21 protein-coding genes, 1 tRNA gene and 1 riboswitch are annotated in these 24,967 nt (G+C 67.3%); of the genes, 3 read left to right on the top strand and 19 right to left on the bottom strand.

Going from position 1 to position 24,967, the window contains the following annotated elements; translation table 11 throughout:
* The 3 genes from BG023_RS06445 to BG023_RS06435 are packed head-to-tail and all read left to right on the top strand — an operon-like array spanning position 1 to position 2,846.
* Positions 1 to 1,632: a nitrite/sulfite reductase gene (locus BG023_RS06445; protein WP_069309725.1), complete on the top strand. Its 1,632-nt coding sequence runs from the start codon at positions 1 to 3 to the stop codon at positions 1,630 to 1,632.
* Entirely contained in the window at positions 1,625 to 2,080 is a 456-nt protein-coding gene (locus BG023_RS06440) for a DUF934 domain-containing protein (RefSeq protein WP_069309724.1), read from the top strand. The genes BG023_RS06445 and BG023_RS06440 overlap by 8 nt, the downstream gene beginning before the upstream one ends.
* Positions 2,070 to 2,846: a phosphoadenylyl-sulfate reductase gene (locus BG023_RS06435; RefSeq protein WP_069311178.1), complete on the top strand. Its 777-nt coding sequence runs from the start codon at positions 2,070 to 2,072 to the stop codon at positions 2,844 to 2,846. Before BG023_RS06440 ends, BG023_RS06435 begins: the two co-directional genes overlap by 11 nt.
* A gap of 4 nt (positions 2,847 to 2,850) precedes the next feature.
* Here BG023_RS06435 and BG023_RS06430 read toward each other — a convergent pair whose 3' ends face one another.
* The 19 genes from BG023_RS06430 to murD all read right to left on the bottom strand — a co-directional run bounded on the left by BG023_RS06430 (position 2,851) and on the right by murD (position 24,966).
* Positions 2,851 to 3,768 carry an NAD-dependent epimerase/dehydratase family protein gene (locus tag BG023_RS06430; RefSeq protein ID WP_069309723.1) on the bottom strand — a complete coding sequence of 306 codons (918 nt, stop codon included), beginning with the start codon at positions 3,766 to 3,768 and terminating at the stop codon, positions 2,851 to 2,853.
* Complete coding sequence (proB, locus tag BG023_RS06425) at positions 3,765 to 4,883, bottom strand: glutamate 5-kinase (RefSeq protein WP_069309722.1); 1,119 nt, start codon at positions 4,881 to 4,883, stop codon at positions 3,765 to 3,767. The genes BG023_RS06430 and proB overlap by 4 nt, the downstream gene beginning before the upstream one ends.
* A gap of 7 nt (positions 4,884 to 4,890) precedes the next feature.
* Complete coding sequence (cgtA, locus tag BG023_RS06420) at positions 4,891 to 5,955, bottom strand: Obg family GTPase CgtA (RefSeq protein ID WP_069309721.1); 1,065 nt, start codon at positions 5,953 to 5,955, stop codon at positions 4,891 to 4,893.
* Positions 5,956 to 5,997: 42 nt separating this feature from the next.
* Complete coding sequence (locus BG023_RS06415; protein ID WP_069309720.1) at positions 5,998 to 7,971, bottom strand: TonB-dependent receptor plug domain-containing protein; 1,974 nt, start codon at positions 7,969 to 7,971, stop codon at positions 5,998 to 6,000.
* Between the two features lie 117 nt (positions 7,972 to 8,088).
* Positions 8,089 to 8,280, bottom strand: a riboswitch (cobalamin riboswitch).
* Between the two features lie 170 nt (positions 8,281 to 8,450).
* A tRNA-Ala gene (locus BG023_RS06410) sits at positions 8,451 to 8,526 on the bottom strand.
* Between the two features lie 127 nt (positions 8,527 to 8,653).
* Positions 8,654 to 9,451, bottom strand: a complete 798-nt coding sequence (locus BG023_RS06405; RefSeq protein ID WP_083234588.1) for a hypothetical protein — start codon at positions 9,449 to 9,451, stop codon at positions 8,654 to 8,656.
* A gap of 186 nt (positions 9,452 to 9,637) precedes the next feature.
* Positions 9,638 to 10,384 (bottom strand): Bax inhibitor-1/YccA family protein, encoded by a 747-nt coding sequence (locus BG023_RS06400; protein WP_069309719.1) that lies wholly within the window; start codon positions 10,382 to 10,384, stop codon positions 9,638 to 9,640.
* A 142-nt stretch (positions 10,385 to 10,526) separates the two neighbouring features.
* Positions 10,527 to 11,330 carry a pyrroline-5-carboxylate reductase gene (proC, locus tag BG023_RS06395; RefSeq protein ID WP_069309718.1) on the bottom strand — a complete coding sequence of 268 codons (804 nt, stop codon included), beginning with the start codon at positions 11,328 to 11,330 and terminating at the stop codon, positions 10,527 to 10,529.
* 16 nt (positions 11,331 to 11,346) lie between these two features.
* Complete coding sequence (locus tag BG023_RS06390; protein WP_083234587.1) at positions 11,347 to 11,838, bottom strand: YbjN domain-containing protein; 492 nt, start codon at positions 11,836 to 11,838, stop codon at positions 11,347 to 11,349.
* Between the two features lie 174 nt (positions 11,839 to 12,012).
* Positions 12,013 to 13,530: an SPOR domain-containing protein gene (locus tag BG023_RS06385; RefSeq protein WP_069309716.1), complete on the bottom strand. Its 1,518-nt coding sequence runs from the start codon at positions 13,528 to 13,530 to the stop codon at positions 12,013 to 12,015.
* A gap of 110 nt (positions 13,531 to 13,640) precedes the next feature.
* A complete protein-coding gene (ftsZ, locus tag BG023_RS06380; protein ID WP_069309715.1) occupies positions 13,641 to 15,380 on the bottom strand; it encodes a cell division protein FtsZ in 1,740 nt (579 codons plus the stop codon).
* A gap of 123 nt (positions 15,381 to 15,503) precedes the next feature.
* Positions 15,504 to 16,850, bottom strand: coding sequence for a cell division protein FtsA (ftsA, locus tag BG023_RS06375; RefSeq protein WP_069309714.1), 1,347 nt, complete (start codon positions 16,848 to 16,850; stop codon positions 15,504 to 15,506).
* On the bottom strand, positions 16,850 to 17,773 hold the full coding sequence (locus tag BG023_RS06370; RefSeq protein WP_069309713.1) for a cell division protein FtsQ/DivIB: 924 nt from the start codon (positions 17,771 to 17,773) through the stop codon (positions 16,850 to 16,852). The genes ftsA and BG023_RS06370 overlap by 1 nt, the downstream gene beginning before the upstream one ends.
* Positions 17,751 to 18,773: a D-alanine--D-alanine ligase gene (locus BG023_RS06365; protein ID WP_069309712.1), complete on the bottom strand. Its 1,023-nt coding sequence runs from the start codon at positions 18,771 to 18,773 to the stop codon at positions 17,751 to 17,753. The genes BG023_RS06370 and BG023_RS06365 overlap by 23 nt, the downstream gene beginning before the upstream one ends.
* Positions 18,743 to 19,708, bottom strand: a complete 966-nt coding sequence (gene murB, locus BG023_RS06360; RefSeq protein ID WP_233993091.1) for a UDP-N-acetylmuramate dehydrogenase — start codon at positions 19,706 to 19,708, stop codon at positions 18,743 to 18,745. The genes BG023_RS06365 and murB overlap by 31 nt, the downstream gene beginning before the upstream one ends.
* Positions 19,705 to 21,138 (bottom strand): UDP-N-acetylmuramate--L-alanine ligase, encoded by a 1,434-nt coding sequence (gene murC, locus BG023_RS06355; RefSeq protein WP_069309711.1) that lies wholly within the window; start codon positions 21,136 to 21,138, stop codon positions 19,705 to 19,707. Before murC ends, murB begins: the two co-directional genes overlap by 4 nt.
* Positions 21,135 to 22,370 (bottom strand): undecaprenyldiphospho-muramoylpentapeptide beta-N-acetylglucosaminyltransferase, encoded by a 1,236-nt coding sequence (gene murG, locus BG023_RS06350; RefSeq protein ID WP_069309710.1) that lies wholly within the window; start codon positions 22,368 to 22,370, stop codon positions 21,135 to 21,137. Before murG ends, murC begins: the two co-directional genes overlap by 4 nt.
* A complete protein-coding gene (locus BG023_RS06345) occupies positions 22,367 to 23,596 on the bottom strand; it encodes an FtsW/RodA/SpoVE family cell cycle protein (protein ID WP_069309709.1) in 1,230 nt (409 codons plus the stop codon). The genes murG and BG023_RS06345 overlap by 4 nt, the downstream gene beginning before the upstream one ends.
* On the bottom strand, positions 23,593 to 24,966 hold the full coding sequence (gene murD, locus BG023_RS06340) for a UDP-N-acetylmuramoyl-L-alanine--D-glutamate ligase (protein WP_069309708.1): 1,374 nt from the start codon (positions 24,964 to 24,966) through the stop codon (positions 23,593 to 23,595). Before murD ends, BG023_RS06345 begins: the two co-directional genes overlap by 4 nt.
* Position 24,967: the final 1 nt, after the last annotated feature.

Raw genomic sequence — 24,967 nt, 5'->3', positions numbered from 1 at the left:
ATGTACCGTTACGATTCCTACGATCAGGCGATGGTCGATGCCCGCGTGGAAGAATTCCGCGATCAGGCCCGCCGCCGCCTCGAAGGCAAGCTCACCGAAGACCAGTTCAAGCCGCTGCGGCTGATGAACGGGCTCTATCTTCAGCTTCACGCCTATATGCTGCGCGTCGCGATCCCCTATGGCACGCTCGACAGCCGCCAGATGGACATGCTCGCCGACATCGCCGAGAAGTATGACCGCGGCTACGGCCACTTCACCACCCGCCAGAACATCCAGTACAATTGGATCAAGCTGGAAGACTGCGCCGATGCCCTCGCCGATCTGGCGACGGTCGAGATGCACGCCATCCAGACCAGCGGCAATTGCATCCGCAACATTAGTTCAGATCATTTTGCGGGCGCAGCCGCCGACGAGGTGGTCGATCCGCGCCCCTATGCCGAGCTGATGCGCCAGTGGTCGAGCTTCCACCCGGAGTTCACCTACCTCCCCCGCAAGTTCAAGATCGCGGTGATCGCATCCGAGAAGGACCGCGCGGCGATGCGGCTGCACGATATCGGCGTGCGGATCGTGAAGAATGACGCGGGCGAAGTGGGCGCGCAGTTCTATGCTGGCGGCGGTATGGGCCGCACCCCGATGATCGCGCCCCTCATTCGCGACTTCGTGCCGATCGACCAGTTCATCACCTATGCCGAGGCGTGCCTTCGGGTCTACAACCGCTACGGTCGGCGCGACAACAAGTACAAGGCGCGGATCAAGATCCTCGTCCATGAACTTGGCGCGGCGGAATATATCCGTCAGGTCGAAGAGGAATTCGCGCACCTGCTGTCGGTCGGCGTGGAACCGCCGCGCGAGGAGCTGGCGCGGATTGCCGAGCATTTTGCCGATCCCCCGTTTGTTGACGGGCCGAAGACACTCGATCGTTCCGATCCCGATTTCGCACTGTGGGTCGACCGCAACACGCACCGCCACAAGCATGACGCCTACGTCTCTGCCGTCATCAGCCTCAAACCCGCAGGCGGCATTCCCGGCGATGCCACCGCCGAGCAGATGCGCGTCGTGGCCAAGCTCGCGCGTGACTACAGCTTCGACGAGCTGCGCGTGATGCACACCCAGAACCTGCTGCTGCCCCACGTCCGCATCGCCGATCTGCACGCGGTATGGAGCGCGCTTGACGCAGCCGGCCTCGGCGCACCCAACATGGACACGATCGAGGACATCATCGCCTGTCCGGGACTTGATTACTGCTCGCTAGCCAATGCCCGGTCGATCCCGCTGGCCCAGCGCATTTCAGAGCGTTTCGCGGCAACCGGACGCACCGAAGTGGTGGGCGAGCTGAAGCTGAAAATCTCCGGCTGCATCAACGCCTGCGGGCACCACCACGCAGGCCACATCGGCATCCTCGGCGTCGACAAGAAGGGCACCGAGAACTACCAGCTCTCGCTCGGCGGATCGGAGGCCGAGGACGTCAGTCTCGCCAAGATCACCGGCCCCGGCTTCGACGAGGACGGCGTGATCGCTGCGGTCGAGAAGGTCACCGACGTCTACCTCGCCGCCCGCGCCGATGGCGAACGCTTCCTCGATACCTACCGCCGCATCGGCATGGAGCCGTTCAAGGAGGCGCTTTATGGCTAAGGACATTGGCACCTCACCCGACGAAGTGCAGTTCCGCTTCCGCGACGACGAGCCGGTCGATCACGCGACCGTCACCGTCGATTCCTGCTGCGACCAGACCAACGCCACCGCCGTTCGCATCGAGCCGGGTGACGATGCCCGCGTGCTGCTGCCATTCCTTGACCGGCTGGCGCTGGTCGAGGTCAACTTCCCCGGCTTCGGCGACGGTCGCGGCTACTCCGCCGCCCGCATCCTGCGCGAAGCGGGCTACACGGGTGAATTGCGCGCGGTCGGCGATGTGCTGATCGACCAGCTCAGCCATATGCGCCGCTGCGGGTTCGACAGTTTCGCCCCCGACAAGCGCCTCGACGAAGACGACGCCAAACGCGCCTTTGCGACCTGGGAGAACGTCTACCAGCGCGCTGCCGATGCGCGGCGGACCGTCGCGGATAAGCGCCATGAAGCCTGAACTCGGGATCGCTGCCAACGGGCGTCAACGCGATGCGCTCGACCTCGCGCCGCGCTTTACCGAGCATGATGCGGTGCGGCTCAACCGCATGTTTCGCGGCAGCACGACGCACGAAATGCTCGAAAGCGTGATCCGTGATGGCCTCGCGGGCGATCTCGCGGTGGTTTCCAGCTTCGGTGCGGAAAGCGCCGTTCTGCTGCATCTGGTCGCCAGCGTCGACGCATCCGTGCCGGTGCTGTTCCTCGACACCGGCAAGCACTTTGCCGAAACGCTCGCCTACCGCGATCTTCTGGTCGAGCGGCTCGGGCTCAATCTGGTGGTGCTGACCCCTGATGCGGCCGAGCTCGCCAAGAAGGACGAAACCGGCCTCAGGTGGTCCTACGATCCCGATGGCTGCTGCGAAATCCGCAAGGTGCGTCCGCTCGAAAAGGCGCTGGCGGGGTTCGATGCGAGCTTCACCGGGCGCAAGGCGTTCCAGGCGGCGACCCGCGCCAACCTGCCGCGCTTCGAGGTGGATACCTCGGACGCACAGGGGCGGCTTAAGATCAACCCGCTGATCGATTGGTCGGCAGAGGACATCAACGCCTATTTCACAGCCCACGATCTGCCGCGCCACCCGCTGATCGCGCAGGGGTATCCCTCGATCGGCTGCTCGCCCTGCACCACCCAGGTCGCGCCCGGCGAAGACCCGCGCTCGGGCCGCTGGAAGGGCTGGGACAAGACCGAATGCGGCATCCACAAGCCGGGCGAGGAACCGTTCCTCTAGGCGGTCAAAGCCACCCCTCGCGCCGGTACCATTCGGCGGTCGATTTCAGACCTTCCTCGCCGGTGATACGCGGTTGCCAGATGCCCGGCGGCACCTTGCGGTCGAAGCGCGACACCCAGTTGGGATGCGCCATGTAGCCCACGCGGTCGGGCGTGAGCTTGGCGCGGTCGCCGCGGGCGATCCGGTCGGCGGCAGCGGCAGCATCGAGCACCGCGCGCGGCAAGTGCGGTGCGAAGACGCTCTGCTTGCCGACGGCGCGCCCAATCGCGGCGGCGAGTTCCTTGTGGCTCCACCCGCCCTCGCGCCCATCGTCGGGCTCGTAGACCTTCTTCTTCGTCGGCGCGGCATTGCCAGCGGCCAGCACCACCAGCAGGCTCGCAAGGTCATCGGCATGGATGATCGAACTCGCCCCGCCCGGCGGCAGCGGCACGAAGCCCCATTTCGCGGTGCGGAACATGTCGAGGTAATCGATATCGCGCGGGCCATAGACGCCGGGCGGACGCACCGTGGTCCAGTCGAGTCCGCTCGCTTCCACCAGCGTCTCCGCCCGCGCTTTCGATGCGCCATAGGCCGACAGCTTCGGCTCGCGCGCGGCGAGCGAGGAGACGAACACCAGCCGCCGCACGCCCGACCCGGTCATCGCCGCTAGCACATTGGCGGTGCCGGTGACATTGGCGGCCTCGAATTCCGCCGGATCGGGAGTGTTGGTCAGGCCCGCAACATGGACCACCGCATCCGCGCCAGCGACCAGCGCCGAAAGCGCCGCCTTATCGCCCAGATCGCCGCGCACCCATTCGACCCCGCTGCGCGCCGCCTGTTCACGGCGGGCGAGTGCGCGCACCTGATGGCCCTGCGCCAAGGCTTCGTTCAGCACCGCGCTCCCGACGAACCCGGTCGCGCCGGTGATCGCCAACAGGCTCACAGCAGCACCATGTGATCGCGGTGGATCACGCAGGAGCGCGGGGCATAGCCCAACCGCTCGGCCTGATCCTCGGCGCGCTTGCCTGCGATCAGCTGCATGTCTGCTGCGTCATATTCGGCGAGACCCTGCGCCAGCCGCTCGCCCTTGAGGCTGAGGACACTGACCAGATCGCCGCGCCGGAAGGTGCCGGACACGCCGACCACGCCCGCTGCAAGCAGGCTCGCCCCGCCCTTCAGCGCCTCGGCACAGCCCTTGTCGACCCGCAGCTCGCCCGCCGGCGCGAGCCGCCCGCCGAGCCACGCCTTGCGGGCGCTGTCGGCGCGAACGGGCAGGAACAGCGTCCCCGTGCCCGCAGCAAGCGCATGGGCAATCGGCGCATCATGCGTGCCGTTAAGGATGGCGAGCGCAATTCCGGCGCGCGTCGCGATCTGTGCGGCTTGCAGCTTGGAAACCATCCCGCCCGAGCCGAGGCCGGAGGACGAGGCCCCGCTCGCCATCGCCATCACTTCGGGCGTCACGGCGTCAACCACGGGAATGAGAGTCGCACCTTCCGCGCGCGGATCGCGGTCGTAGAGCCCGTCCACATCGCTGAGCAGCAGCACCAGATCGGCATTGGCCGCCTGCGCCACGCGCGCGGCCAGCCGGTCGTTATCGCCGAAGCGGATTTCCTCGGTGGCGACGGAGTCGTTCTCGTTGATGACGGGGATCGTCCCCGCCTCCAGCAGCCGGTCGAGCGTGGCCGAGGCGTTCAAATAACGCCGCCGGTCTTCGAGATCGCCCAGCGTCAGCAGCATCTGCGCCGCAGTGATGCCTTCGCTTCCCAGCGCGCGGCTCCACAGGTCGGCGAGCGCGATCTGGCCCACGGCGGCGGCAGCCTGCGCGTCGGCAAGGCTCCCGCGACCGCCCTTGGGCAAGGCCAGCCGCGCCGCGCCCAGCGCAATCGCGCCCGAACTCACCACGATCACCTGCGCGCCGTTCGAGCGCAGCGCCGCCAGATCGCCCGCCATGCGCGTCAGCCAGCCCTCGCGCGCCTGCCCGCCGCCGACCAGCAGCGCCGATCCGATCTTGACCACGATCCGCCGCGCGGCGGCAATGTCCGAAAGGCGCGTCAGCATCGGCAGATCAGATCGGCGACCACTCGCTGGCGCCGTCCTCGTCCTCGATTTCAACCGCCTTGGTCTCGGTCGAGGTGGACGCGGGCAGGTAGGCGAGCACGGCATCGAGCAATTCGGGAATCCCTGCGCCGGTCGCACCGGACACGGCGAACACCTTGTCGGCCCCCGCCGCCAGCAGCTCCTCGCGGAAGCCTTCGACCAGCTCGGCATCGGCGAGATCGAGCTTGTTGAGCACCACCAGCCGCGCCTTGTCCTCGAGACCCGCGCCATAGGCCGCCAGCTCGTCCTCGACGATCCGCATGGCTTCCACCGGATCGGCATCTTCGGTGCCGGTGATGTCGATCAGGTGGATCAGCACGCGGCAGCGCTCGATATGGCCGAGGAAGCGGTCGCCAATGCCCACGCCTTCCGCCGCGCCTTCGATCAGGCCGGGAATGTCGGCCAGCACGAATTCGCGGCCCTTGTGGCGCACCACGCCCAGCTTGGGCACCAGCGTGGTGAAGGCATAATCGCCGACCTTGGCCTGCGCGTTGCTGACCGCGTTGATGAAGGTCGACTTGCCGGCATTGGGCAGGCCGACAAGGCCCACGTCCGCCAGCAGCTTCAGCCGCAGCCACACCCACATTTCCTCGCCGGGGATGCCCGGCTGATGCTGGCGCGGGGCGCGGTTGGTCGAGGTTTTGTAGCTGGCGTTGCCGCGCCCGCCCATCCCGCCTTCGAGGAAGGTCACGCGCTGGCCGACTTCGGTGAAGTCCGCGAGCACCTCTTCCTTGTCTTCGGAAAGGATCTGCGTGCCGACCGGCACCTTGATGACGAGCGGCTTGGCCGAGGCGCCGGTGCGGTCCTTGCCCATGCCGTGCCCGCCGCGCGGGGCCTTGAAGTGCTGCGAATAGCGGAAGTCGATCAGCGTGTTGAGGCCGGCCACGGCTTCGAACACGATGTCGCCGCCGCGTCCGCCGTCACCGCCGTCGGGGCCGCCGTATTCGACATATTTTTCGCGGCGGAACGAGACAGCCCCAGGGCCGCCTCCGCCGGACTTCACATAGATCTTGGCTTGGTCGAGGAAATGCATGGGTGCCCCTTATGCATTTCCTCTCCCAAAAGCGAGGATTGGTTAGAACCTCGCTTCAATCCCTACCGCCGCCGAGCGCCCCGGCGAGACAAAGCTGAACACCTGTTCGTAGTCCTCGCCGAGGATGTTCTCCATCCGGGCGAAGGCGTTGATGCCGTCGGTCAGCCGCACGCGGGCGTTGAAGTTGACCAGCGTGTAGTCATCGAGGCTCACCCGCACCGGCACGAAGCTGGGGTCGGTGAAGGCGACGTCGGGGGTCTCGCCGTTATAACGCACCACCAGCGTGGCCGAGGCCGCATCATCCGGCGCGGCCCAGGTCAGCGCGGCGCTGGCAATGTGGTTCGGGCGGCGCACTTCCTCCACCCCGTTCTCCTCTGCATCGAGGTAGGAATAGGCCGCATCGAGGGTCCAGTGATCGGCCAGCCTTGCCGCGAGCGAAACCTCGACCCCGCGCTGCCGGCTTTCCGTGGTGCGGTTGGCGGGAGTGGCGATGAAGGTCGGGGGCGGGAAGGTCGTGAAGATCTCGCCCTCCAGCTCGCTGTCGAAATATGTCAGCGAAACGCGCGCGGCAGTGCCGAGGTCCTGATCGATCCCGACTTCCCACCCGGTCGACTTCTCAGGCCGCAGCGCCGCATTGCCGATGAAGCGCCCGTCGACAAAGCCGTAGAGCTCGAAGAAGCCGGGGTTCTTGACACCCGATCCTGCGGCGGCGCGCAGGCGGGTGGTGTCGGTGACGCGGTAGCCTGCGCCCACGCGGAAGGTGGTCGCATCGCGGAACAAGTCATTCATGTCGTGACGGATCGCGGCGGAGACATCGAACGCCTCGGCGGCGTAGCGATATTCGCCCACCAGCCCGACCTGCTCGATCTCGCGCCGGCCGGTAAAGGCAAAGCCGCCCGGGGTGGTGTTGCGGAAGCCTTCCTGCTCCCAGTCTGCGGCGAAGGTCAGGTTGTGTTCGTCCGCCAGCTTGAAGCCGCTGACATAGGACGCCTTGAAGCGGTCACCCTCGCTGCCCGACGCGCGCCCGAAGGCGGTAAAGCCGTCGCGCGTCACATCCGCGATCTGGGCCGACAGGTCATGCGTCCAGCGCCCGTCCAGCGTGTCGAGCTTGGCACCCACCAGCGCATAGAAGGCCTCGTTGGTGTAGCGCGTGCCGGGGCTGTCGATGGTAAAGCCGAAGGTCGGGCTGGTGAAGTCGAAGTCGCTGTCGTTGAACTGGCCTTCGGTGCGGATGAAACGGGCAGCCGCGCGCAGGGTGAGATTGTCGCTCGCATTGACGCTGCCCTTGCCCGCCAGCGTGTAGCTGTCGCGTCCGATGTCGCGGGTGCCGCCGCGTGCGTTGGGCTGACCATCAGTGCTGACCACGACGGCAGAGAGTGCCGCGTCCCATCCGTCGCCATTTGCCCCGTAGCGCGCTGCGCCGTTGACGGTCCCTTGCGTGCCGCCTTCGATCCGCGCGCCGAAGCCATCGCGGGCCGCGCCGCTCGCGGTTTCATAGGCGATCACCCCGCCGATCGCATCGGGGCCATAGAGCGCCGATTGCGGCCCGCGCAGCACCTCCAGACGCGCGCCGATATCGGCTTGCAGCGTGCCGATATCGAACTCGCCGGCGAAGGGATCGGAAACCTCGATCCCGTCGACCAGGATGAGCACGTGGTTGGCTTCGGCGCCGCGCAGGCGGATCTGGGTCTGGCCGGGGATGCCCGCCACCGCCACGCCCGGCACATCGCGCAGCACATCGGCGATATCGCGGGTCTGGCGGTCTTCGAGTTCCTCGGCGGTTATGACCAGCGACGAGCCGGTGTAGTCATCACGCTCCAGAGCCGTATCACGGCTGGCGGAGACGAGGATACGTTGGCGACCCGCGCCGATGTCGTCTTCCAGAGCTCTTTCGTAGCTACCGTCATAGAGCGGCTCGCCCGCGTCGTTCTCGTAGCTGTTATCCTGCGCCCACGCAGGCACGGCCCACACCAGCGCCGCTCCTGCGACGCTGCTCAAAAATGCAAAATTCTTCACGGATTCCTCCCGTCATCGGCAACATGGGGGCTGAGAGGGGATCCCATCCCTCACAGCCCGGCGATGTCGCTCACAACGAAAGTCTTGTTCCGCGCCTGGCCAACCCCTGAACCAAGCAAAGAGCGACACGCCCCGGTCGGTCTCCTGGCTCGCGGGTCAACGCATGGGATGCTCACCTTCCCGGGTGGCCCGAAGACCCCCAGTGGCTGCCCTTCGAAAAGGGAGCGCACTCCACACTCACCGCTTACAGTTGCAGGGACAGCTGCGGAATCGAACCGCATTCCCGTTACCGAAACGCGGGGAAACGCTTAGCGTCAGGCGAAACTGACGACAAGGGGCGTCCAGCAAAGCTAGATTGATAGGACTGTAACGGCGCGAAGCGCCGCAAGGCCGAACGGCCGCCCGAGCTTATGCGAGGAAAGCCAAGGCGGACGGACGTCCGCCGCCCGGCGTCTGAGGGCGAAAACAAAAAAGAAAACTGGTGGAGCCGAGGGGGATCGAACCCCTGACCTCGTCATTGCGAACGACGCGCTCTCCCATCTGAGCTACGGCCCCGTTCCAGCTTTTCGGCCCGCATGGGTCCCTCTCGGGGAGCAGGCGAGCGCGCGCATTAGCGAGAACAACCGGCGCTTGCAACGCAGATTTTGTCCGCGCCGAGGCCTGCCAGCAGGCGGCGCGCCGCTCAGCGTGCGGCGGTCGTCGTGCCCGAACGCGCCTGCTGCACCGCCACCCAGCCGGGTTGCGACGGGCCATACTTGGCGCCGTACTTCGCGTCCCATTCAGCCGAGGCCACCTGATAGGCTTCGTATTCGGTGAAGAACTGGTCGAACGGCGCGAGCAGCCCGTCGAAATTGGCGCGGGCAAAGGCCAGCGGGTCCTTCGGCGGAGAGGCCAGCGCGCGCTTCGACATGTCGAGCGCGGCGTTGCAAAAGCCCGAACGGGCCGGCGGCAGCGAGAAGAAGTTGTAGACCTTGGTGGTGTAGCCATCGCGCGCCACGATCGCATCGCGCCGCGCCTTGAAACGGCTGTTGTAGCTGCGCTCGAGCCGGTCATTCACGCCCTTGAGCGAGGAAACGTTGCGATTGAGGAACGCCTTGTAGCCATCGAGGATCGGCTGGTATTCGGGCGAGAGGCAGTTGAGCGCCGCGACGTTCCAGGCCGAACGCAGGTTCCAGACCAGCTGGTCATCGGTGAGAGCGGTATTGACCGTCAGCCAGCGCCCGTCCGCGCCGCGACCGGGAATATCCATCACGTAATGCGCGCCGCCCGGCGGCACGGGGCGATAGGGGACGGTTTCGACCACTGGCGCCGACGGCGCCTTGGGGACCGAGGCAACCTTGGGCTTGGGGGCCGATGCCCCGCAGGCCGCCAGCGCAAGGCTTCCGGCAACCAGCACGCTGGCCGTGAGCAGCGACCGCGTGCGCGATCCGCGCGTGCCGAGCGGTTGCGGGGTGGAAAGCGTGTGCGATACCGCGCTCATGGTGTGTTCGACCTCTCTAGCTTAAGCGGCCAGTCCCGGGCCGCGCCCCGGTTCTCGCCGCCATATCCTTTATTTTATCTTAAGCGCCGTGGTTAGCGCGGCGTTGCGATAAAGAAAATGCCCGAAGCCTGTGGTGGGGCTCCGGGCATCTCAATTCATGCACGTATCGCGGGTTGCCCCGCGGGCTTACTCGCGGTTGCCGAGGAAGCTGAGCAGGAACTGGAACATGTTGATGAAGTCCAGATACAGCGACAGCGCACCAAGGATCACGGCCTTGCCGGCAAACTCGGTGCCGCGCAGGTAGGTATATTCTTCCTTCAGGCGCTGGGTGTCATAGGCGGTCAGACCGGCGAAGATGAGCACGCCGATGAAGCTGATCGCATAATGGAACCCGGGCGACTGCAGGAAAATGTTGATGATCGAGGCTACGATCAGCCCGATCACGCCCATGATCAGGAAGCTGCCCATGCCCGACAGGCTCTTCTTGGTGGTGTAGCCCCACAACGACAGGCCGGCGAAGGCCGCCGCGGTGGCGAAGAAGGTCGTGGCAATCGAACCGCCGGTGTAGATCAGGAACACCGACGAGAGCGACAGGCCCATCAGGGTCGCGAAACCCCAGAACATCGCCTGCAGCGTGGCAGTGCTGAAGCGGTTGGCGCCGAAGCTCATCGCCATCACGATGGCGAGCGGCGACAGCGCCACGATCCAGCGCAGGATACCGCCGGTGAAGATCGTCGCGGCCAAACCGCTGGTGAAGGCCAGCAGCGCAACAATCCCGGTCAGCAGCACGCCCGAGCTCATGTAGTTGTAGATCGAGAGCATGTGCTTGCGCAGGCCCTCGTCATAGCTCACCCGGCCGGCGACATCGCCTCCGGCGCGGGGCACGGAGCCAAACCGCTGCGCGTTGCGCGAGGAGTCATTCCAGTCAGCCATTGTGAAACCCTTAGCCTTTCCACATCGGAGCGCGGAAACGCCCGCGCTCTCCATGGGTGCGAATATCGGTGTTTCATCGGGGCATTTCAAGCGAAACCGGATTGCAAAGCGCGCAATCTGTTCAGCTTAACGGCCGTTAATCTTAAGCGCCCTTTGAAAGCGCCGCGCCCTTGTCGCGCGTGGCGCGAAGGGTTGCGGTCAGCAAGGCGCGCAAGGCATCGCCGTTGTCGAGCACGTTGAGCCCCTCGCGGGTCATGCCGCCGGGGCTGGCGACGCGGTCAGCGAGCGTGGCGGGGCCAACATCCGCCGCCGCCGCCAGCGCCGCTGCGCCCTCGACCGTCGCGAGCGCCAGACGGGCGGCAGTGGCGGCATCCAGCCCCAGATCCGTGGCCGCGCCTGCCAGCGCATCGATGAAGCGGTAGACGAAGCCCGGCCCCGATCCGGCGAGCGCGGTGACGAGATCGAACTGCGCCTCGTCCTCCAGCCACACCGCACTGCCGAGCTGGTCGAACAGCGCAAACACGCCAGCGCGCTCCGCCTCGCCGCCAAGGCCGCGCTCGGCGAGGATCACCGGCGACTTACGGATCGCAGCGGCCAGGTTGGGCATCACCCGCACATGCGCGCGCGCCTGCGGAAAGGCTGCGGCCAGCTGATCGAGCGTAATCCCGGCGAGCAGCGAGAACACGCTCACCCCGCTCCCCGTCAGGCCCTGAAGGCCCGGCCCCAGCGCGCCAAGCTGCTGCGGCTTGAACCCGAGCAGCACAGCGTCATGCCCGGCCTCCGCTGCGGCGTCGGCGCTGCGATAGAGCGTCACGCCTGCGGGTGCTTGCGGCAGCGCGGGATCGAGCACGCTGATGCGCGCCGGATCGACCCCGGCCGCGAGCCACCCGGCGAGCATCGCCCCGCCCATGTTGCCGCAGCCGATGATGAGAAGGTGGTTGATCATGCCGAGGCGCAGGCTCTCAGGCCTCGCCCGCCGCGTCAACCATTGCCGCTTCCAGCGCCGCGCGCGGGCTCTTGCCGCCCCACAGCACGAACTGGAATGCGGGGTAGAAGCGGTCGCATTCGTCGATCGCACATTCGACCAGCGCCTGCGCCTGCGACAGGCTCAGCCGCCCGTCATCGCCCAAAAGCGCACCGTGGCGGTAGAGCAGCACATCGCCGTTCGACCAGATATCGAAATGCCCCAGCCACATCTGTTCGTTGACCAGGCACAGCAATTCGTAGGCTGCGGTGCGCTTGTCATCGGTCACGCGGATATCGGGCAGGCACAGGAACTGGAGCACCGAATCTTCCGCCCGCCAGATCGCGCGCAGCTGGTAATTGGCCCAGCTGCCCTGCACCTCGCCGCTCATTTCATCGTCCGAGACCATCTCGCACGGCCAGCCGCGCGCCGCGAACAGGCTGGCGAGCATTTCGACGGGGGCGGCATCGTCCTCGGCGGAATAGTCCATGTCGCTCACTCTCATCGGCCGTCTTTCGCTTGGGACAGGCACTTGTGCACCATCCGGGGCACGTTTGAACGGGGAGCAAGGCGCTTGGCAATGCGGGCCGGATGAGCGGCTGGGGAGAACCGGACAGACCTGTGCAAAGCCTGTGCAAAGAAAGTGGGGGAGAGCGCGCCCAGTCTATTTAACCGGCTGAATTTCTTCGCCTTCGGGGCTGACGTAAAGGAAGCTGTCAACGCCCTTGCTCTTGAGCTCGCGCACCAGTGCCTGCGCCTTGTCGCGGCTGTCGACCGGGCCGGCCAGCAGGCGGTTCGCTTCGCCCCAGCGGGTGGTGTGCGGCTTCAGCTTGGCGAGCGGCGCGCCGCCTTCCTTCGATATCCGCTTCCAGTCGGTGCCGAGCGCCTTCAGGTTCTTGCCGGTCGCCACCTGCACCCAGATGCGGCTGGGGTGGACGGGCTTGGGCGGCTCCTTGGGCTTGGCCTTCTCTGGCGGTGGCGGCGGGGCCTCGCGCTTGATGGTGATGCGGCTGATATCGACAGCATCGCCGCGCACATTGGCAGCGGGCAGCGCGTCGGTGCTGAGATCGGCGAAAGCATCGGCGACGCGCGCGGGCCGTGCCGGAGCGGGTGCAGGTGCGGGTGCGGGTGCGGAGGGCGGCGCTGCCGTAACCACCGGGGGCGGCGCTGCACTGGCGACCTGCACCGGAGCCGGCTTCGGCGCGGGCGGGGTCGGCGTCGGCGCGGGAGTCGGGGTTGGCTTGGGGGCAGGCGTTGCCGGAGTCGCCGGCTTGGGCGGCACCAGATCGGCCAGCGTCGAGGGCGGCTTGGTCCGCACATCGAGCGGCAGGCCCGATGGCGCCAACTTGCTACCGGCACGCTCTTCCTGTGCCAGCCGCGCCAGTCGCGGATCGTCGCGCCCGATATCGGCCGCGCGCGGGAACAGGCCGAGATTGGCGGCGGCAGCCTGCTGCGGCTTGGTGAGGCGCGGCATATAGCCGAAATAGGGCACCAACCGCGTCGCCAGATCGCGCGGCATCACCTGTTCGACAATCGCCGCCGCGCGGTCGCTTTCGCCGAGGATCGCAAGGCCGAAGGCGCGCGAGCGCTGCGCGGCCATATCCCGCCGGTCGAGCAGCGGGCGCAGGGTTTCTTCGAACTTCGCGCGGTTGCCCGAAATCGCATAGCTGATCGCGAGGCGGCGGCGCGCTTCGTCTTGCGCGGGGTCAAGCTCCAGCAGGCGGCGATAGGCCGTCTGGGCGGAAGCCTGTTCGCCCACCAGATCGAGCGAAAGGCCTTGATCGGCGAGCACATCACGCTCCGGCACGCCCGCTTGCAGTGCGCGCTCGAACTGCACCAGCGCCTCGCCCGCGCGGCCCGAACGCAGATAGACCTGCCCCAGCCCGAGCGCGACGCCGGGATGGTTGGGATCGATATCCGCAGCCCGCCCGAAGAAGCCGATCGCGGCTTCCAAATCATCCACCCCCATTGCCGCATTGCCCGCTTCGAGCAGGGCGTCCCGGTCGCGCGGGGTCTTGGCGAGCGCTACCAGCGCACGGTTCAATCGCTGGACTTCGGGCGAGGGGAGCGCCTGCACCACCGGCTGGGAAACGACATCCTGCGCCGCCGCCGGAGCAACGCCGCCGGTGGCGACAAGCACCGCCAGCGCCGAAGGCACACAGGCAAGCAGCGAAGTTTTCATCAGCCTATCTTTCCTGCGCCGGACGCGGGCCGCCAGAGGCCGACCGGCTGCTTGCGGCAAAGCGCACCAACGCCGCGCCGGACCGCCAAGGCGGCGGCGCCGCGAGGAGGTTACTGGTTGTTCTGGCGACCGAGGAAGCGCGGGATGCTGAGCGCCGGGCCACCGTCGCCGTCATCATCGTCTTCTTCCTCGCGCGCGGTGCTGCGCGACAGGTTGGCCATGCGTTCGAACAGCGTGCTTCCGCCCGAGGGCGCGCCTCCGCCGCCGGTGCCGCCCGCGGCTTCGCCGCTGTCACCATCACCGCCGCCGAGAATGCCGCGCCGGCGTCCGCCGCCCAGCCGCGCTTCGACCGGGCGATCATCGGCCGCAAGCCGATCAGCGCTGGCGAGAAGATCGTCCTGCGCAGGGCCGGTATCGCCGTAAGAGGCATATTCCTCGCCAAGGTCGAGCGCATCGTCCGCTTCGGGCGCGGCTGCCGGTTCGGCGCCATAGCCGGTCGCCGGAGCGCCGTAGCCATAACCGTCATCCTCGGCCCCGCGCAGTCCGGCGAGCGGATCGACGATGCCATCGACATCGTCATCATACTCTTCGCCGTCTTCGTCGGTGGCCTGCATCCCGCTCAACTCGAACGGCTCGGCCGCACCATATTCCTCGGCTTCTGCTTCCAGTTCGAGCGCGTCGTCCTCGTAGCCTGTGGTTGCCGCCGGTTCGGGCGGAGTCAGCTCGAAGGCTGGCGCAGCAGGCTGCGGCGCGGGCTCCGGCTCGGCCTCGAAGGCGGGCATTTCTTCCATCCCGGCATCGTCCGACAGTTCGAGCACCGGACGCTTGGGCGCGCGCGACAGGCCGAGCGAGACCGGCTGCGGGCGTTCGGCGTTACCGACCGCGCTCTGTTCGATCCCGGTGGCGACCACCGAAACGCGGATCTTGCCCTTGAGATCGGGATTGAAGGCGCTGCCCCAGATGATGTTGGCATCTTCGTCGACCAGCTCGCGGATGTGGTTCGCGGCTTCGTCGACTTCGAGCAGGCGCATGTCGTCGCCGCCGATGATCGAGATGATGACGCCCTTCGCGCCCGCCATGCTGACGCCGTCGAGCAGCGGGTTGGCAATCGCCTGTTCGGCGGCTTCAAGCGCGCGGTTCTCGCCCTCGCCTTCGCCGGTACCCATCATCGCCTTGCCCATCTCGCTCATCACCGAACGCACGTCGGCAAAGTCGAGATTGATGAGGCCCGGCATGACCATCAGGTCGGTGATCGAACGCACGCCCTGCTGGAGCACTTCGTCAGCAAGCTGGAAGGCTTCCTTGAAGGTGGTTTCGGCCTTCGCCACCAGGAACAGGTTCTGGTTGGGAATGACGATCAGCGTATCGACGTGATTCTGGAGCTCGGCGATCCCGGCTTCGGCGGCGCGCATCCGGCGCGTACCTTCGAACAGGAACGGCTTGGTCACCACGCCCACCGTCAGCACGCCCATGCGGCGCGCGGCTTCGGCAATCACGGGCGCTGCACCCGTGCCGGTGCCGCCGCCCATCCCGGCCGCGATGAAGCACATGTTGACGCCTTCGAGCGCCTTTTCGATCTCGAGTACGGTTTCTTCAGCAGCCGCCTTGCCCACTTCGGGCCGCGCGCCGGCACCCAAGCCGCCGGTAATGTCCGGCCCGAGCTGGATGCGCTTTTCCGCGGGCGAGGTAGCCAGCGCCTGCGCATCGGTATTGGCGACGATGAACTCGACGCCCTCGATCTCGGCCTCGATCATGTTGGCGATCGCGTTGCCGCCGGCCCCGCCGATCCCGATGACGGTGATGCGCGGACGCAGATCGTCGGCTGCGGCAGGTCCGATATTGATGCTCATCAGCTTATCCTCCAGGCGCGGGTGGCCAGAAATCTTACCCTAATTCGCCGATTACGTCCTTAGTGACACAATCGCGTGGCACATTTTATAGCGGCAAAGTCCTTATCCACAGTGACCAGCCGCTCAGAAATACTCCTTCAGGGCGCGAAACAGCCGCTGGGCCAGCGCCGTCACTCCGCTCTGTTCGATCAGGCCGCTATAGACCCCGCCCCGCCCCGCGCCCACGGCGCGGATATCGACCGGGTCTTCGGCGGCATAGAGGCACAGGCCCGCCAGCGTCGCAAAGCCGGGGGCGTGGTGCGCCTCGGGCATTCCGGTCAGCTGCGGCGGACGCCCGAGCCGCACCGCCTGCCCCAGCGCGCCCTGCATGAATTCGGCCATCCCGGCCAGTTCCGCGCCGCCGCCGGTGAGCACCACCTGACCTGCGCGCGGGCCGTGAAAACCCATCGCCTTCAGCGCCTTGCCGATCTCGGTTGTGAGAATGCCGAGCTGCTGCGTGACCACCGAAACCAGTTCGGCGCGCACGATGCGGTTCTTGTCGTCCGCCCCGCGCGCGAGTGGCCCGACGGGCGGCGGCGCCGTGCCGTCAGCCGCAACATCGCCGGGGCCATCGCCGGGCCCGTTGACCGGGATCAGCTCGCGGTGATCGGCCTTGCTGGCAATCGCCGAGCCCGCCACGCATTTGAGCCGCTCGGCCTGCGAGCGGCGGATGCCGAAGCTGCTGGCGATTGCATCGGTGATATCGGCCGATCCCATCGGTACGGCACGCAGGCCGAGCAGCATCCCGCCCGCGAAAACCGCGACATTGGTGACATCCGCGCCGATCTCGACCAGTGCCACGCCTAGCTCGCGCTCCTCGACCGAAAGGCAGGCATGCCCTGCCGCCAGCGGCGCGGCGACCACGCCTTCGACTTCAAGGTGCGCGTTCTGCACCGCTTCGGTGAGGTTCCTGACCGGCGCGCCATCGGCCAGCATCACATGGATATCGACCCCGAGCCGTTCGGCATGGAGCCCGCGCGGATTGGCGACCCCGTGGGCGCCATCCAGAGTGTAGTGCGCCGGCTGCGCGTGGAGCACGGTGCGGCCATCGGGCTGGATCATCTCGCGCGCGTGGATCAGCAGCTGCTCGACATCCTCGTCCTCGATCCGCCGCCCGCCGATTTCGATATCGACCGAGACGACATTGCTGGCGAGCCCCGCGCCCGCGCAGGCGATCCACACCGAACGCACCGAGGAATTGGCGCTTTTCTCGGCCCGTTCCACCGCGTCGCGGATCGCAAAGGTGGCTGCGGCCATATCGGTGACATAGCCGCGCTTGATCCCGGCGCTCGCGCGGTGACCGCTGCCCAGCACCTGCAATTCGCCGGTCTCGGTCTCGCCCATGATCATCGCCGAAATGCGGAAGCTGCCGACATTGACCGCCGCATAGGTGCGGGCAAGGCGGCGCGAAGCAGCGGCGCGCGAGGCCATTATTCCATCCCTCCGGTGGTGCCGGCGATGGCGGGCGCTTCGCGCACGCCTTCGGGCAGGCGCATATACAGGCGCGGGGGCGAGCGCATATCGAAGGCCAGCACCTTGCCGCCGAGCAGGCGGTTCTGCCCATCAAGCCGCGCAAACTTCACCAGCGCGCTTGCGGCGGGCACATCGCCTTCGGGCAGCGCGAGCAACTGGCCGGTCTTGAAGGTCAGGTTCCAGCGGCGGTTACCGACCCATTCGGCGGCTTCGACCTGCGGGCCGAGCGCGGGCGCGGCGGCGAGCAGGGTTTCCAGATTGCGGGTCTGCTTGCTGGCCCCCGGCCCCGCCAGCCGCAGCAGGCCCTTGGCCTTGGCCGCGGCGACCGGTTCGAGCTCCACCCCGTCGGCATCGATCAGCATCAGCCGGTCGGGCTTTTCGAGCACCGCATGGGGCTTGCGTTCGACAATATCGATCGCCAGCGTGTGCGGCAGCTGGATCGAAACGCGCGCGTCCTTGACCCACGGCAGAGTCTTCAGCTCAGCGCGCAGCTGCGCGACGTCGACCTCGGGCATGGCGCGCTGGCGCTGGCCAAGCACGCGGGCATAGACCTGCTGTTCGTCCATCCGCGACGTGCCGGTGACGCGCACATTGCGCACCTCGAACCCGGCATCGGCGGCGATCGCCGAAACCTGCGCATGGGCCAGCGCGGGCAGCCCGGCGAGATTGGCGATGATGAAGGCAATGCCCACGCCTGCGCCGATGATCATGGCGAGCCAGATGCGGCTCCACTGCTCCTCTGTGAAGGGCAGCACGCCCATCACCGTGTCGATGAACCCGCTCGCCTGACCGCGCGCACGGCGGGCAGTCACGGCGCGGCTCTGTGCCTTGGCCGCGCGGCGAACGCCGGTGGCGCCGCTACGCCGGATCTGCTGCGCCATCGCCGCCTCCCTTGCGTTGCTTCATCGCGTGCACCCTGAGCGCCTCGGCCACCAGCAATTCGACCAGATCGGCATAGGGAATGCCGCAGCCCGCTGCCTGTTCGGGCACGAGACTGAGCGGGGTCATCCCCGGCTGGGTGTTGGTTTCGAGCACGAACAAGCCGTCCTCGCCCGCTTCCTCGTCCCAGCGGAAATCGGTGCGGCTGGTGCCGTGGCAGCCGAGCACCTGGTGCGCTTTCACCGCATATTGTTCGCACAGCGCGGTGATTTCGGGCGGCAGCTTGGCGGGGAAGATGTGCTCCGTCCGCCCGGCGGTGTACTTGTTCTCGTAATCGTAGAAGCCGTTGGCGACGACGAGTTCGGTCACGCCCAATGCCCGCGGCCCATCGGGGCCATCGAGCACGGCGGCGGTCAGTTCGCGGCCCTTGATGAAGGGTTCGGCGAGCAGTTCGGCAAACTCCTGCCACGGCCCGCGCGCGTCCGGAGAAATCGGGTTGCCGACATTGCTGTCCGCCGTGACGATCGCAACGCCGACCGAGGAGCCTTCATTGACGGGCTTGAGCACATAGGGGCGCGGCAGCGGGTCGCGCTCGTAGAGTTCCTCGCGCGTCACGATCCGCCCGCCGGGCATGGGGATGCCGTGCGGCACCAGCGCCTGCTTGGTCAGCTGCTTGTCGATCGCGATCACCGAGGTGGCGAGGCCCGAATGGGTATAGGCAAGGCCCATCAGGTCGAGCATGCCCTGCACCGTCCCGTCCTCGCCGGGAACGCCGTGGAGCGCATTGAACACCACGTCGGGCTTCGCCTCGGCAAGCCGCTGGGCAACATCGCGGCCCATGTCGATGCGGGTGACGCGGTGGCCCTTGCTCTCCAGCGCGTCCGCCACACCCGCGCCGCTGGTCAGCGAGACCGGACGTTCATTCGCCCAGCCGCCCATCAGGACGGCGACGTGGAGGGGTTTGTCGAAGCTCACGGACGTCCCACTCTCTGAATCTCCCATTCGAGGCTTACGCCCGTCGCGGCGTAGACCTTGTCGCGGACCAGCTCGCCCAGCCCTTCGATATCGGCGCTGGTGGCGGTGCCGGTGTTGATGAGGAAGTTGGTGTGCTTTTCGCTGACCTGCGCGCCGCCCAGCGTAAGGCCGCGGCATCCGGCTTGGTCGACCAACTGCCACGCCTTGTGGCCCTCGGGGTTCTTGAAGGTCGAACCACCGGTCTTGGTGCGCAGCGGCTGGCTGGCTTCACGCGCGGCGGCGATGCGATCCATCTCCGCGCCAATGTCCGCAGGCTCGCCGGGGCGGCCGTGGAACCGGGCCGACACCACAATCGCGCCCTCTGGCAGGGCCGAGTGGCGGTAGGAATATTCGAGTTCCGCCGCGTTCAGCGTGATGAAGCTGCCATCGTGCAGGATCACCGCGCAATCGACCAGAACATCGGCCACCTCGCGCCCGTAAGCGCCGCCGTTCATGCGCACGAAGCCGCCGACCGTGCCGGGAATGCCGCGCAGGAATTCGAGGCCCGCGATGCCGAGGTCGCGCGCGGTCGAGGCGACCAGAATTCCGCTCGCCCCGCCGCCGCAGGTCAGCTCCAGCTCGCCCGTGTGCTCGACTTTGGCGAAGCTCTTGCCGAGCCGCACCACCACGCCGGGAACGCCGCCATCGCGCACGATCATGTTCGAGCCGAGGCCGAGCGCCATCACCGGGATTTCCCCGCCGAGCCGTTCGAGGAAAGTCTTGAGGTCGTCCATGTCGGCCGGTTCGAACAGCCAGTCGGCCGGCCCGCCGGTCTTGAACCAGGTATAGGGCGCGAGCGGCGCCTTGCAGGTCAGCTTGCCGCGAATGCCGTCGAGCGGCACGGGCGAGGACACAGCCCCGTCGACCGCGCAGGTCGGGGCCGAGCCGTCGTCATAAATATAGGTATCGCCCGGCTGGTTCATGCCGCGCCCCGCTTGTCGGCGATGGCAGGCGCGAGCCCGGCGGCCCAGCGCGTGATATCGCCCGCGCCAAGGCACACCACGATGTCACCCGCGCCGATCTCGTTCGCAAGCGTCATGGCGAGCGCATCGGCCCCGGCAATCTCGCGCGCGGCGCGGTGTCCGCGAGCCTTCATCCCCGCCACCAGCGCAGCGTGATCGACGCCGGGCAGCGGCTCCTCGCCCGCCGGATAGACGGGCGCGACATAGGCGATGTCGGCATCATCGAAGCACGACTGGAATTCGTTCATCAGATCGTTGAGGCGCGAATAGCGGTGCGGCTGGGCGACCGCGATGACGCGGCCTTCAGTGCCCGCCACCGCCTCGCGCGCCGCAGCCAATACGGCGCGGATTTCGACCGGGTGGTGGGCGTAATCGTCGATAATCGTGGCGCTGCCGCCCGGCAGATCGACCGAGCCGACGCGGGTGAAGCGCCGCCGCACGCCGCCGAAGCGGGCAAAGCCGGTGCGGATCACCTCGTCCGAACAGCCCATCTCGATTGCGACCGCAATCGCCGCGAGCGCGTTCTGGACGTTATGGCGGCCCGGCATCGGCAGGTGCACGCCCTCGATCCGGCGATCTTCCAGCCCCCGCTGACGCACGATCACATCGAAGGTGTTCCCGCCCGCATTGCTGTGGACATTGACCCCGCAGATATCGGCCTGAAGCGAGAAGCCGTAGGTCACGACCTTGCGATCGCGCACCTGGCCGATCACCGCCTGCACTTCGGGGTGATCGACGCAGAGCACCGCCGCGCCGTAGAAGGGCACATTGTGGATGAACTCCACGAAGGCTTTCTTCACCCCGTCGAAATCGCCGTAGTGATCAAGGTGTTCGGGATCGATGTTGGTGACGACCGCGATGGTGCCGTCCAATCGCAGGAAGCTGCCGTCGCTCTCGTCGGCCTCCACGACCATCCAGTCGCTATCGCCGAGGCGGGCGTTGGAGCCATATTGCTCGATGATCCCGCCGTTGATGACGGTCGGATCGATCCCGCCCGCATCGAGCAGGGTGGCGATCATGCTAGTCGTCGTGGTCTTGCCGTGCGTGCCAGCGACCGCAACGGTCGACTTCAACCGCATCAGCTCGGCCAGCATCTCGGCGCGGCGCACCACGGGGACGCGGGCTTCCAGCGCGGCGGCGACTTCGGGATTGGTGCGGCGCACTGCGGTCGAAGTGACGACCACCGCCACGCCTTCGACGTTTTCCTTCATGTGGCCGATGTGCACGGTGATGCCGCGCGCGCGCAGCCGCTCGACGCTGGGGCCTTCGGAGATATCCGAACCCTGCACCTGATAGCCGAGGTTGTGCATCACCTCGGCGATGCCCGACATGCCGATCCCGCCGATGCCGACGAAATGGATGATGCCGATGTCGGTTCCGACGCCCTTCATTGTTCGATGCTGTCCTTTGCCGCCTTGCGCGCCGTGCCCGTCGCCACCCGCGCGCTGGCGGTGGCCGCAGGCGCGACCTCGCCGACGCGGATCACGTCCATCAGATCGATCCCGCCCATGCTCTCGACCAGATCGGCGAGATCCCTGGCCGCGTCGGGCCGCCCGCAATTGAACGCGCAATGCGCGGCATTGGCGAGGCTCTGCGGGTTCATCGCCATCGCCTGAATCTGCTTGGCGAGCTCCTTGGGCTGGAACGCGTCCTGCCGGATCATGCGCGCACCGCCCGCCTTCACCATCTCGCGGGTGTTGAAGGCCTGGTGATCATCGGTCGCAATCGGCAGCGGCACGAGGATCGCAGGGCGGCCCACGGCGGTCAGCTCGGCAATCGTGGAAGCGCCCGCACGGCCGATGAACAGATGCGCGTCGGCGAGGCGTTCGTGCATATCCTCGAAATAGGTGCCGAGTTCAGCGGGGATATCGTGGTTGGCATAGCGTGCGCGCACGGCCTCAAGGTCTTCCGGGCGGCATTGCTGGGTCACCTGCAAGCGCTGGCGTAGCGCGGGCGGGAGCATGGCGAGGCCATCGGGCACCACTTCGGACAGCACGCGCGCACCTTGCGACCCGCCGGTCACAAGGATGCGCAGCAGGCTTTCTTCGGTGAAGGCGGGGAAATCCTGTTCGCGCAGGGCCAGCACCTCGGCGCGCACCGGATTGCCGACCAGATGGACCTTGGCGGCGTGCTTGGGATCGAGCCGGTCGACCCGGTCATAGGAAGTCGCGATCGCATCGACCCGCCCTGCCAGCAGGCGGTTGACGCGGCCCAGCACCGCATTCTGTTCGTGGATCACGCTCGGCAGACCGGCCGAAGTCGCCGCCAGCAGCGCGGGCAGCGCGGGATAGCCGCCAAAGCCGATCACCGCCGAAGGCTCGAACGCGTCAAACAGGCGCAGCGCCATCGCGCGGCCTTGCAGCACCGCGCGCACCCCTGCGGGCCAGCCCAGCGGGTTCTTGCCGAACCGTCCGGCGGGCAGCACGTGGGCGGTCAGATAGTCAGGCTTGCCGGGGATCGCCGCGCCGCGTTCATCGGTGATCAGCGCGACATGATGGCCGCGCTGGTGCAGCTCTGCCGCCAGCGCGAAGGCCGGGATCAGGTGTCCGCCGGTGCCCCCTGCGGCCAGCACGAAGTGGCGCGTTGCACCGGAGGGCAAGGGAGCGCGGGTCTCGCTGGTCATGGACGTTCCTCCTTGCGTTCGATCAGCTCGCGCAAGCCCCCCGCCTCACGGGCGAGAAACGGATTGCGCCGGGTGATCGCCAGCAATAGCCCAAGCGTGAAGCACACCGCCAGTGTCGATGAACCGCCATAGGAAATCAGCGGCAGCGTCATCCCCTTGGACGGGAACAGCTTGAGGTTCACAAGGATGTTGATGAAGGCCTGACCGCCGAACTGGGTGATGAGCCCCGCGCTGGCGAGCAGTGCGAAGAGGTTGTCCTCGTTCACCATGCGCATCAGCGCACGCACCACCAGCGCGCAATAGAGCACCACGATCAGGCCGCAGGCGATCAAGCCGAACTCCTCGCCGATCACCGAGAAGATGTAATCGGTGTGCGCTTCGGGCAGGTTCATCTTGCGGATGCCGAGCCACAGGCCGCTGCCCGTCCATCCGCCCGCCAGCAGCGTGCGCTGGGCGAGGTCGACCTGATCGAAGGCGGTGCCGCCGCCCAAAAACCCGTCGATCCGGTGGCGGGCATTGTCATAGAACACATAGGCGAGCGCGAGCAGCCCTGCGCCGCCGCCGAGCAGCACCGCAATCCGCTGCCACGGCACGCCCGCCAGCAGCACCATCACCAGCCAGATCCCGCCGAACAGGATCGCATCCCCAAGGTTGGGTTGCAGCATCAGCAGGCCCGCGATCAGGAAAAACAGACCGGTCACGTACCACAGCACCGGCAGGTGGGGATCGCGCAGCCGCCAGCTCAGCATCCAAGCGCAGATGATCGCAAAGCCTGGCTTGAGGAATTCCGACGGCTGGAGCGACATGCCGACATTGATCCAGCGCCGCGCGCCGTTCTTTTCCTCGCCGATAATCGGCACCACGAACAGCAGCGCCAGCATCACCGCGCCGACCAGAATGCCGATCCGCCGCGCCTGATCGCGGCTGGCGAACGAAAGCCCGATCATCAGCCCCAGCCCCATCAGCTGGAACACCAGATGGCGCTTCAGGAACATGAATTCGTCGAGCGTGACGCGCGCGGTGGAAAGCTGGTCGGCGCTCGCGGGCGAGGCCGCGGCAACCGCCATCGTGCCGATCGCCATCAAGAGGCCGATCAGCAGCAGCAGGCCCTTGTCGAGCTCGCGCCACCACACCCTCAGCAGCTCGCGCCAGCGGCGCTGCATCGGTGCGGGCGGGAGATAGCTCGCCCGGCCGCGCGTGGCGGGGGGATAGGCGGGCGTGCTCATGGCAGGATGCTCCGGCCTGCGCTGTCATCGGTGCAGGTCTCGCAGCCGGTGATCACGCCCACCATCTGGCGGAAGTGGTGGCCGCGCTTTTCGTAATCGCGGAACTGGTCATAGCTGGCGCAGGCGGGCGACAGCAGCACCACCTCGCCGGGACGCGCGGCCTCCTCGGCGCGGCGCACCGCCTCGCTGATCAGCTCGCAGCGTTCGACCTTGACCTGCCCGTCGAGCAGATCGGCAAACATCGGCCCGGCCTCGCCCACGGTGTAGGCCGCCGCGACATTGCCGAGGTGGTCGCCACAAGCGCCAAGGCCGTCTTCCTTGGGCAGCCCGCCGACGATCCAGTGGATGCGCGGCGCACCCGCGTTGATCGCCGGATCGGGCGGGAATGCGGCGAGCGCCGGCGCGGCCGAGGCGGCATTGGTCGCCTTGCTGTCGTTGATATAGACGACGCCCTTGGCCTCGCACACGCGCTCCATGCGGTGCGGCAGGCCGGGATAGGTGGCGAGCCCCTCGGCAATCTGCGCGTCGGTCAGCCCGAGCTGGCGGCAGATCGCGGTGGCGACAGCGGCGTTCTGGGCATTGTGCGGCCCGGCGAGCGAGGGCGAGCGCCCCGCATCCAGCCCGGCAGCGGCCAGATCGCTGCTCCGCACCCGCACCAGCGGCTTGCCCGCCGTCTCCAGCCCCGAGGCGATGGCGCTGGTCGGTTCATCCTCGTCGCAGATCAGCGCCGTGCCGGTCGCCTGCATCTGGAACAGCCGTTCCTTCGACGCGGCATAGGCTTCGAACCCGGCGTAGCGGTCAAGGTGATCGGGGGTGATGTTTGTGAGCGCGGCGATATCGCAATCGAGCGAAAAGGTCAGATCGATCTGGAAGCTCGACAGTTCGAGCACATAGACCCCGCCTTCAGGCAGCGGCTCCTGCGCCATGATCGGATCGCCGATATTCCCGCCCATCAGGCTCGGCACGCCCGCCATCTTGAGGATGTGGTGGGTGAGCGCGGTGGTGGTCGATTTGCCGTTGGTGCCGGTGATCCCGACGACGCGGTGCGGCGGCAGGCTGGCGCGCGCCTTGGCGAACAGCTCGATATCGCCGATCACTGGCAGGCCATATTGCCACACGTGCGGGCCGATCGGATGGGTGTTGAGCGGCACGCCGGGCGACACCACCACGCCCGCAAAGCCGGTGAGATCGAGCTCCAGCGGATCGATCAGCCGGCAACGGCCTTCGAACGGCGCACGGGCGACATCCTGCCGGTCCCACGCAATCACCTCCGCCCCGCTCGCCAGCAGCGCCTCGGCCGCAGCCGCACCCGACCGGGCGAGACCGAGCACCGCGTATTTCTGGCGGGCGAAGGCGGGGGAGGTGATCACC

Origin of the sequence: Porphyrobacter sp. LM 6, assembly GCF_001720465.1 — a bacterium.
In the GTDB taxonomy this organism is placed as follows: Bacteria; Pseudomonadota; Alphaproteobacteria; order Sphingomonadales; family Sphingomonadaceae; genus Erythrobacter.
This window is presented reverse-complemented; position numbering and strand designations above follow the sequence as displayed.

Bases quoted from the DNA above. Each gene is read 5' to 3' on its own strand.
- ftsZ (WP_069309715.1), bottom strand. From the start codon at position 15,380: ATGAGCATCAATATCGGACCTGCCGCAGCCGACGATCTGCGTCCGCGC.
- BG023_RS06400 (WP_069309719.1), bottom strand. From the start codon at position 10,384: ATGGCTGACTGGAATGACTCCTCGCGCAACGCGCAGCGGTTTGGCTCC.
- murG (WP_069309710.1), bottom strand. From the start codon at position 22,370: ATGACCAGCGAGACCCGCGCTCCCTTGCCCTCCGGTGCAACGCGCCAC.
- BG023_RS06370 (WP_069309713.1), bottom strand. From the start codon at position 17,773: ATGGCGCAGCAGATCCGGCGTAGCGGCGCCACCGGCGTTCGCCGCGCG.
- BG023_RS06435 (WP_069311178.1), top strand. From the start codon at position 2,070: ATGAAGCCTGAACTCGGGATCGCTGCCAACGGGCGTCAACGCGATGCG.
- proB (WP_069309722.1), bottom strand. From the start codon at position 4,883: ATGCTGACGCGCCTTTCGGACATTGCCGCCGCGCGGCGGATCGTGGTC.
- murC (WP_069309711.1), bottom strand. From the start codon at position 21,138: ATGAAGGGCGTCGGAACCGACATCGGCATCATCCATTTCGTCGGCATC.
- BG023_RS06445 (WP_069309725.1), top strand. From the start codon at position 1: ATGTACCGTTACGATTCCTACGATCAGGCGATGGTCGATGCCCGCGTG.
- BG023_RS06405 (WP_083234588.1), bottom strand. From the start codon at position 9,451: ATGAGCGCGGTATCGCACACGCTTTCCACCCCGCAACCGCTCGGCACG.
- cgtA (WP_069309721.1), bottom strand. From the start codon at position 5,955: ATGCATTTCCTCGACCAAGCCAAGATCTATGTGAAGTCCGGCGGAGGC.
- BG023_RS06345 (WP_069309709.1), bottom strand. From the start codon at position 23,596: ATGAGCACGCCCGCCTATCCCCCCGCCACGCGCGGCCGGGCGAGCTAT.
- murB (WP_233993091.1), bottom strand. From the start codon at position 19,708: ATGAACCAGCCGGGCGATACCTATATTTATGACGACGGCTCGGCCCCG.
- ftsA (WP_069309714.1), bottom strand. From the start codon at position 16,850: ATGGCCTCGCGCGCCGCTGCTTCGCGCCGCCTTGCCCGCACCTATGCG.
- BG023_RS06390 (WP_083234587.1), bottom strand. From the start codon at position 11,838: ATGGACTATTCCGCCGAGGACGATGCCGCCCCCGTCGAAATGCTCGCC.
- BG023_RS06440 (WP_069309724.1), top strand. From the start codon at position 1,625: ATGGCTAAGGACATTGGCACCTCACCCGACGAAGTGCAGTTCCGCTTC.
- BG023_RS06365 (WP_069309712.1), bottom strand. From the start codon at position 18,773: ATGGGAGATTCAGAGAGTGGGACGTCCGTGAGCTTCGACAAACCCCTC.
- proC (WP_069309718.1), bottom strand. From the start codon at position 11,330: ATGATCAACCACCTTCTCATCATCGGCTGCGGCAACATGGGCGGGGCG.
- BG023_RS06385 (WP_069309716.1), bottom strand. From the start codon at position 13,530: ATGAAAACTTCGCTGCTTGCCTGTGTGCCTTCGGCGCTGGCGGTGCTT.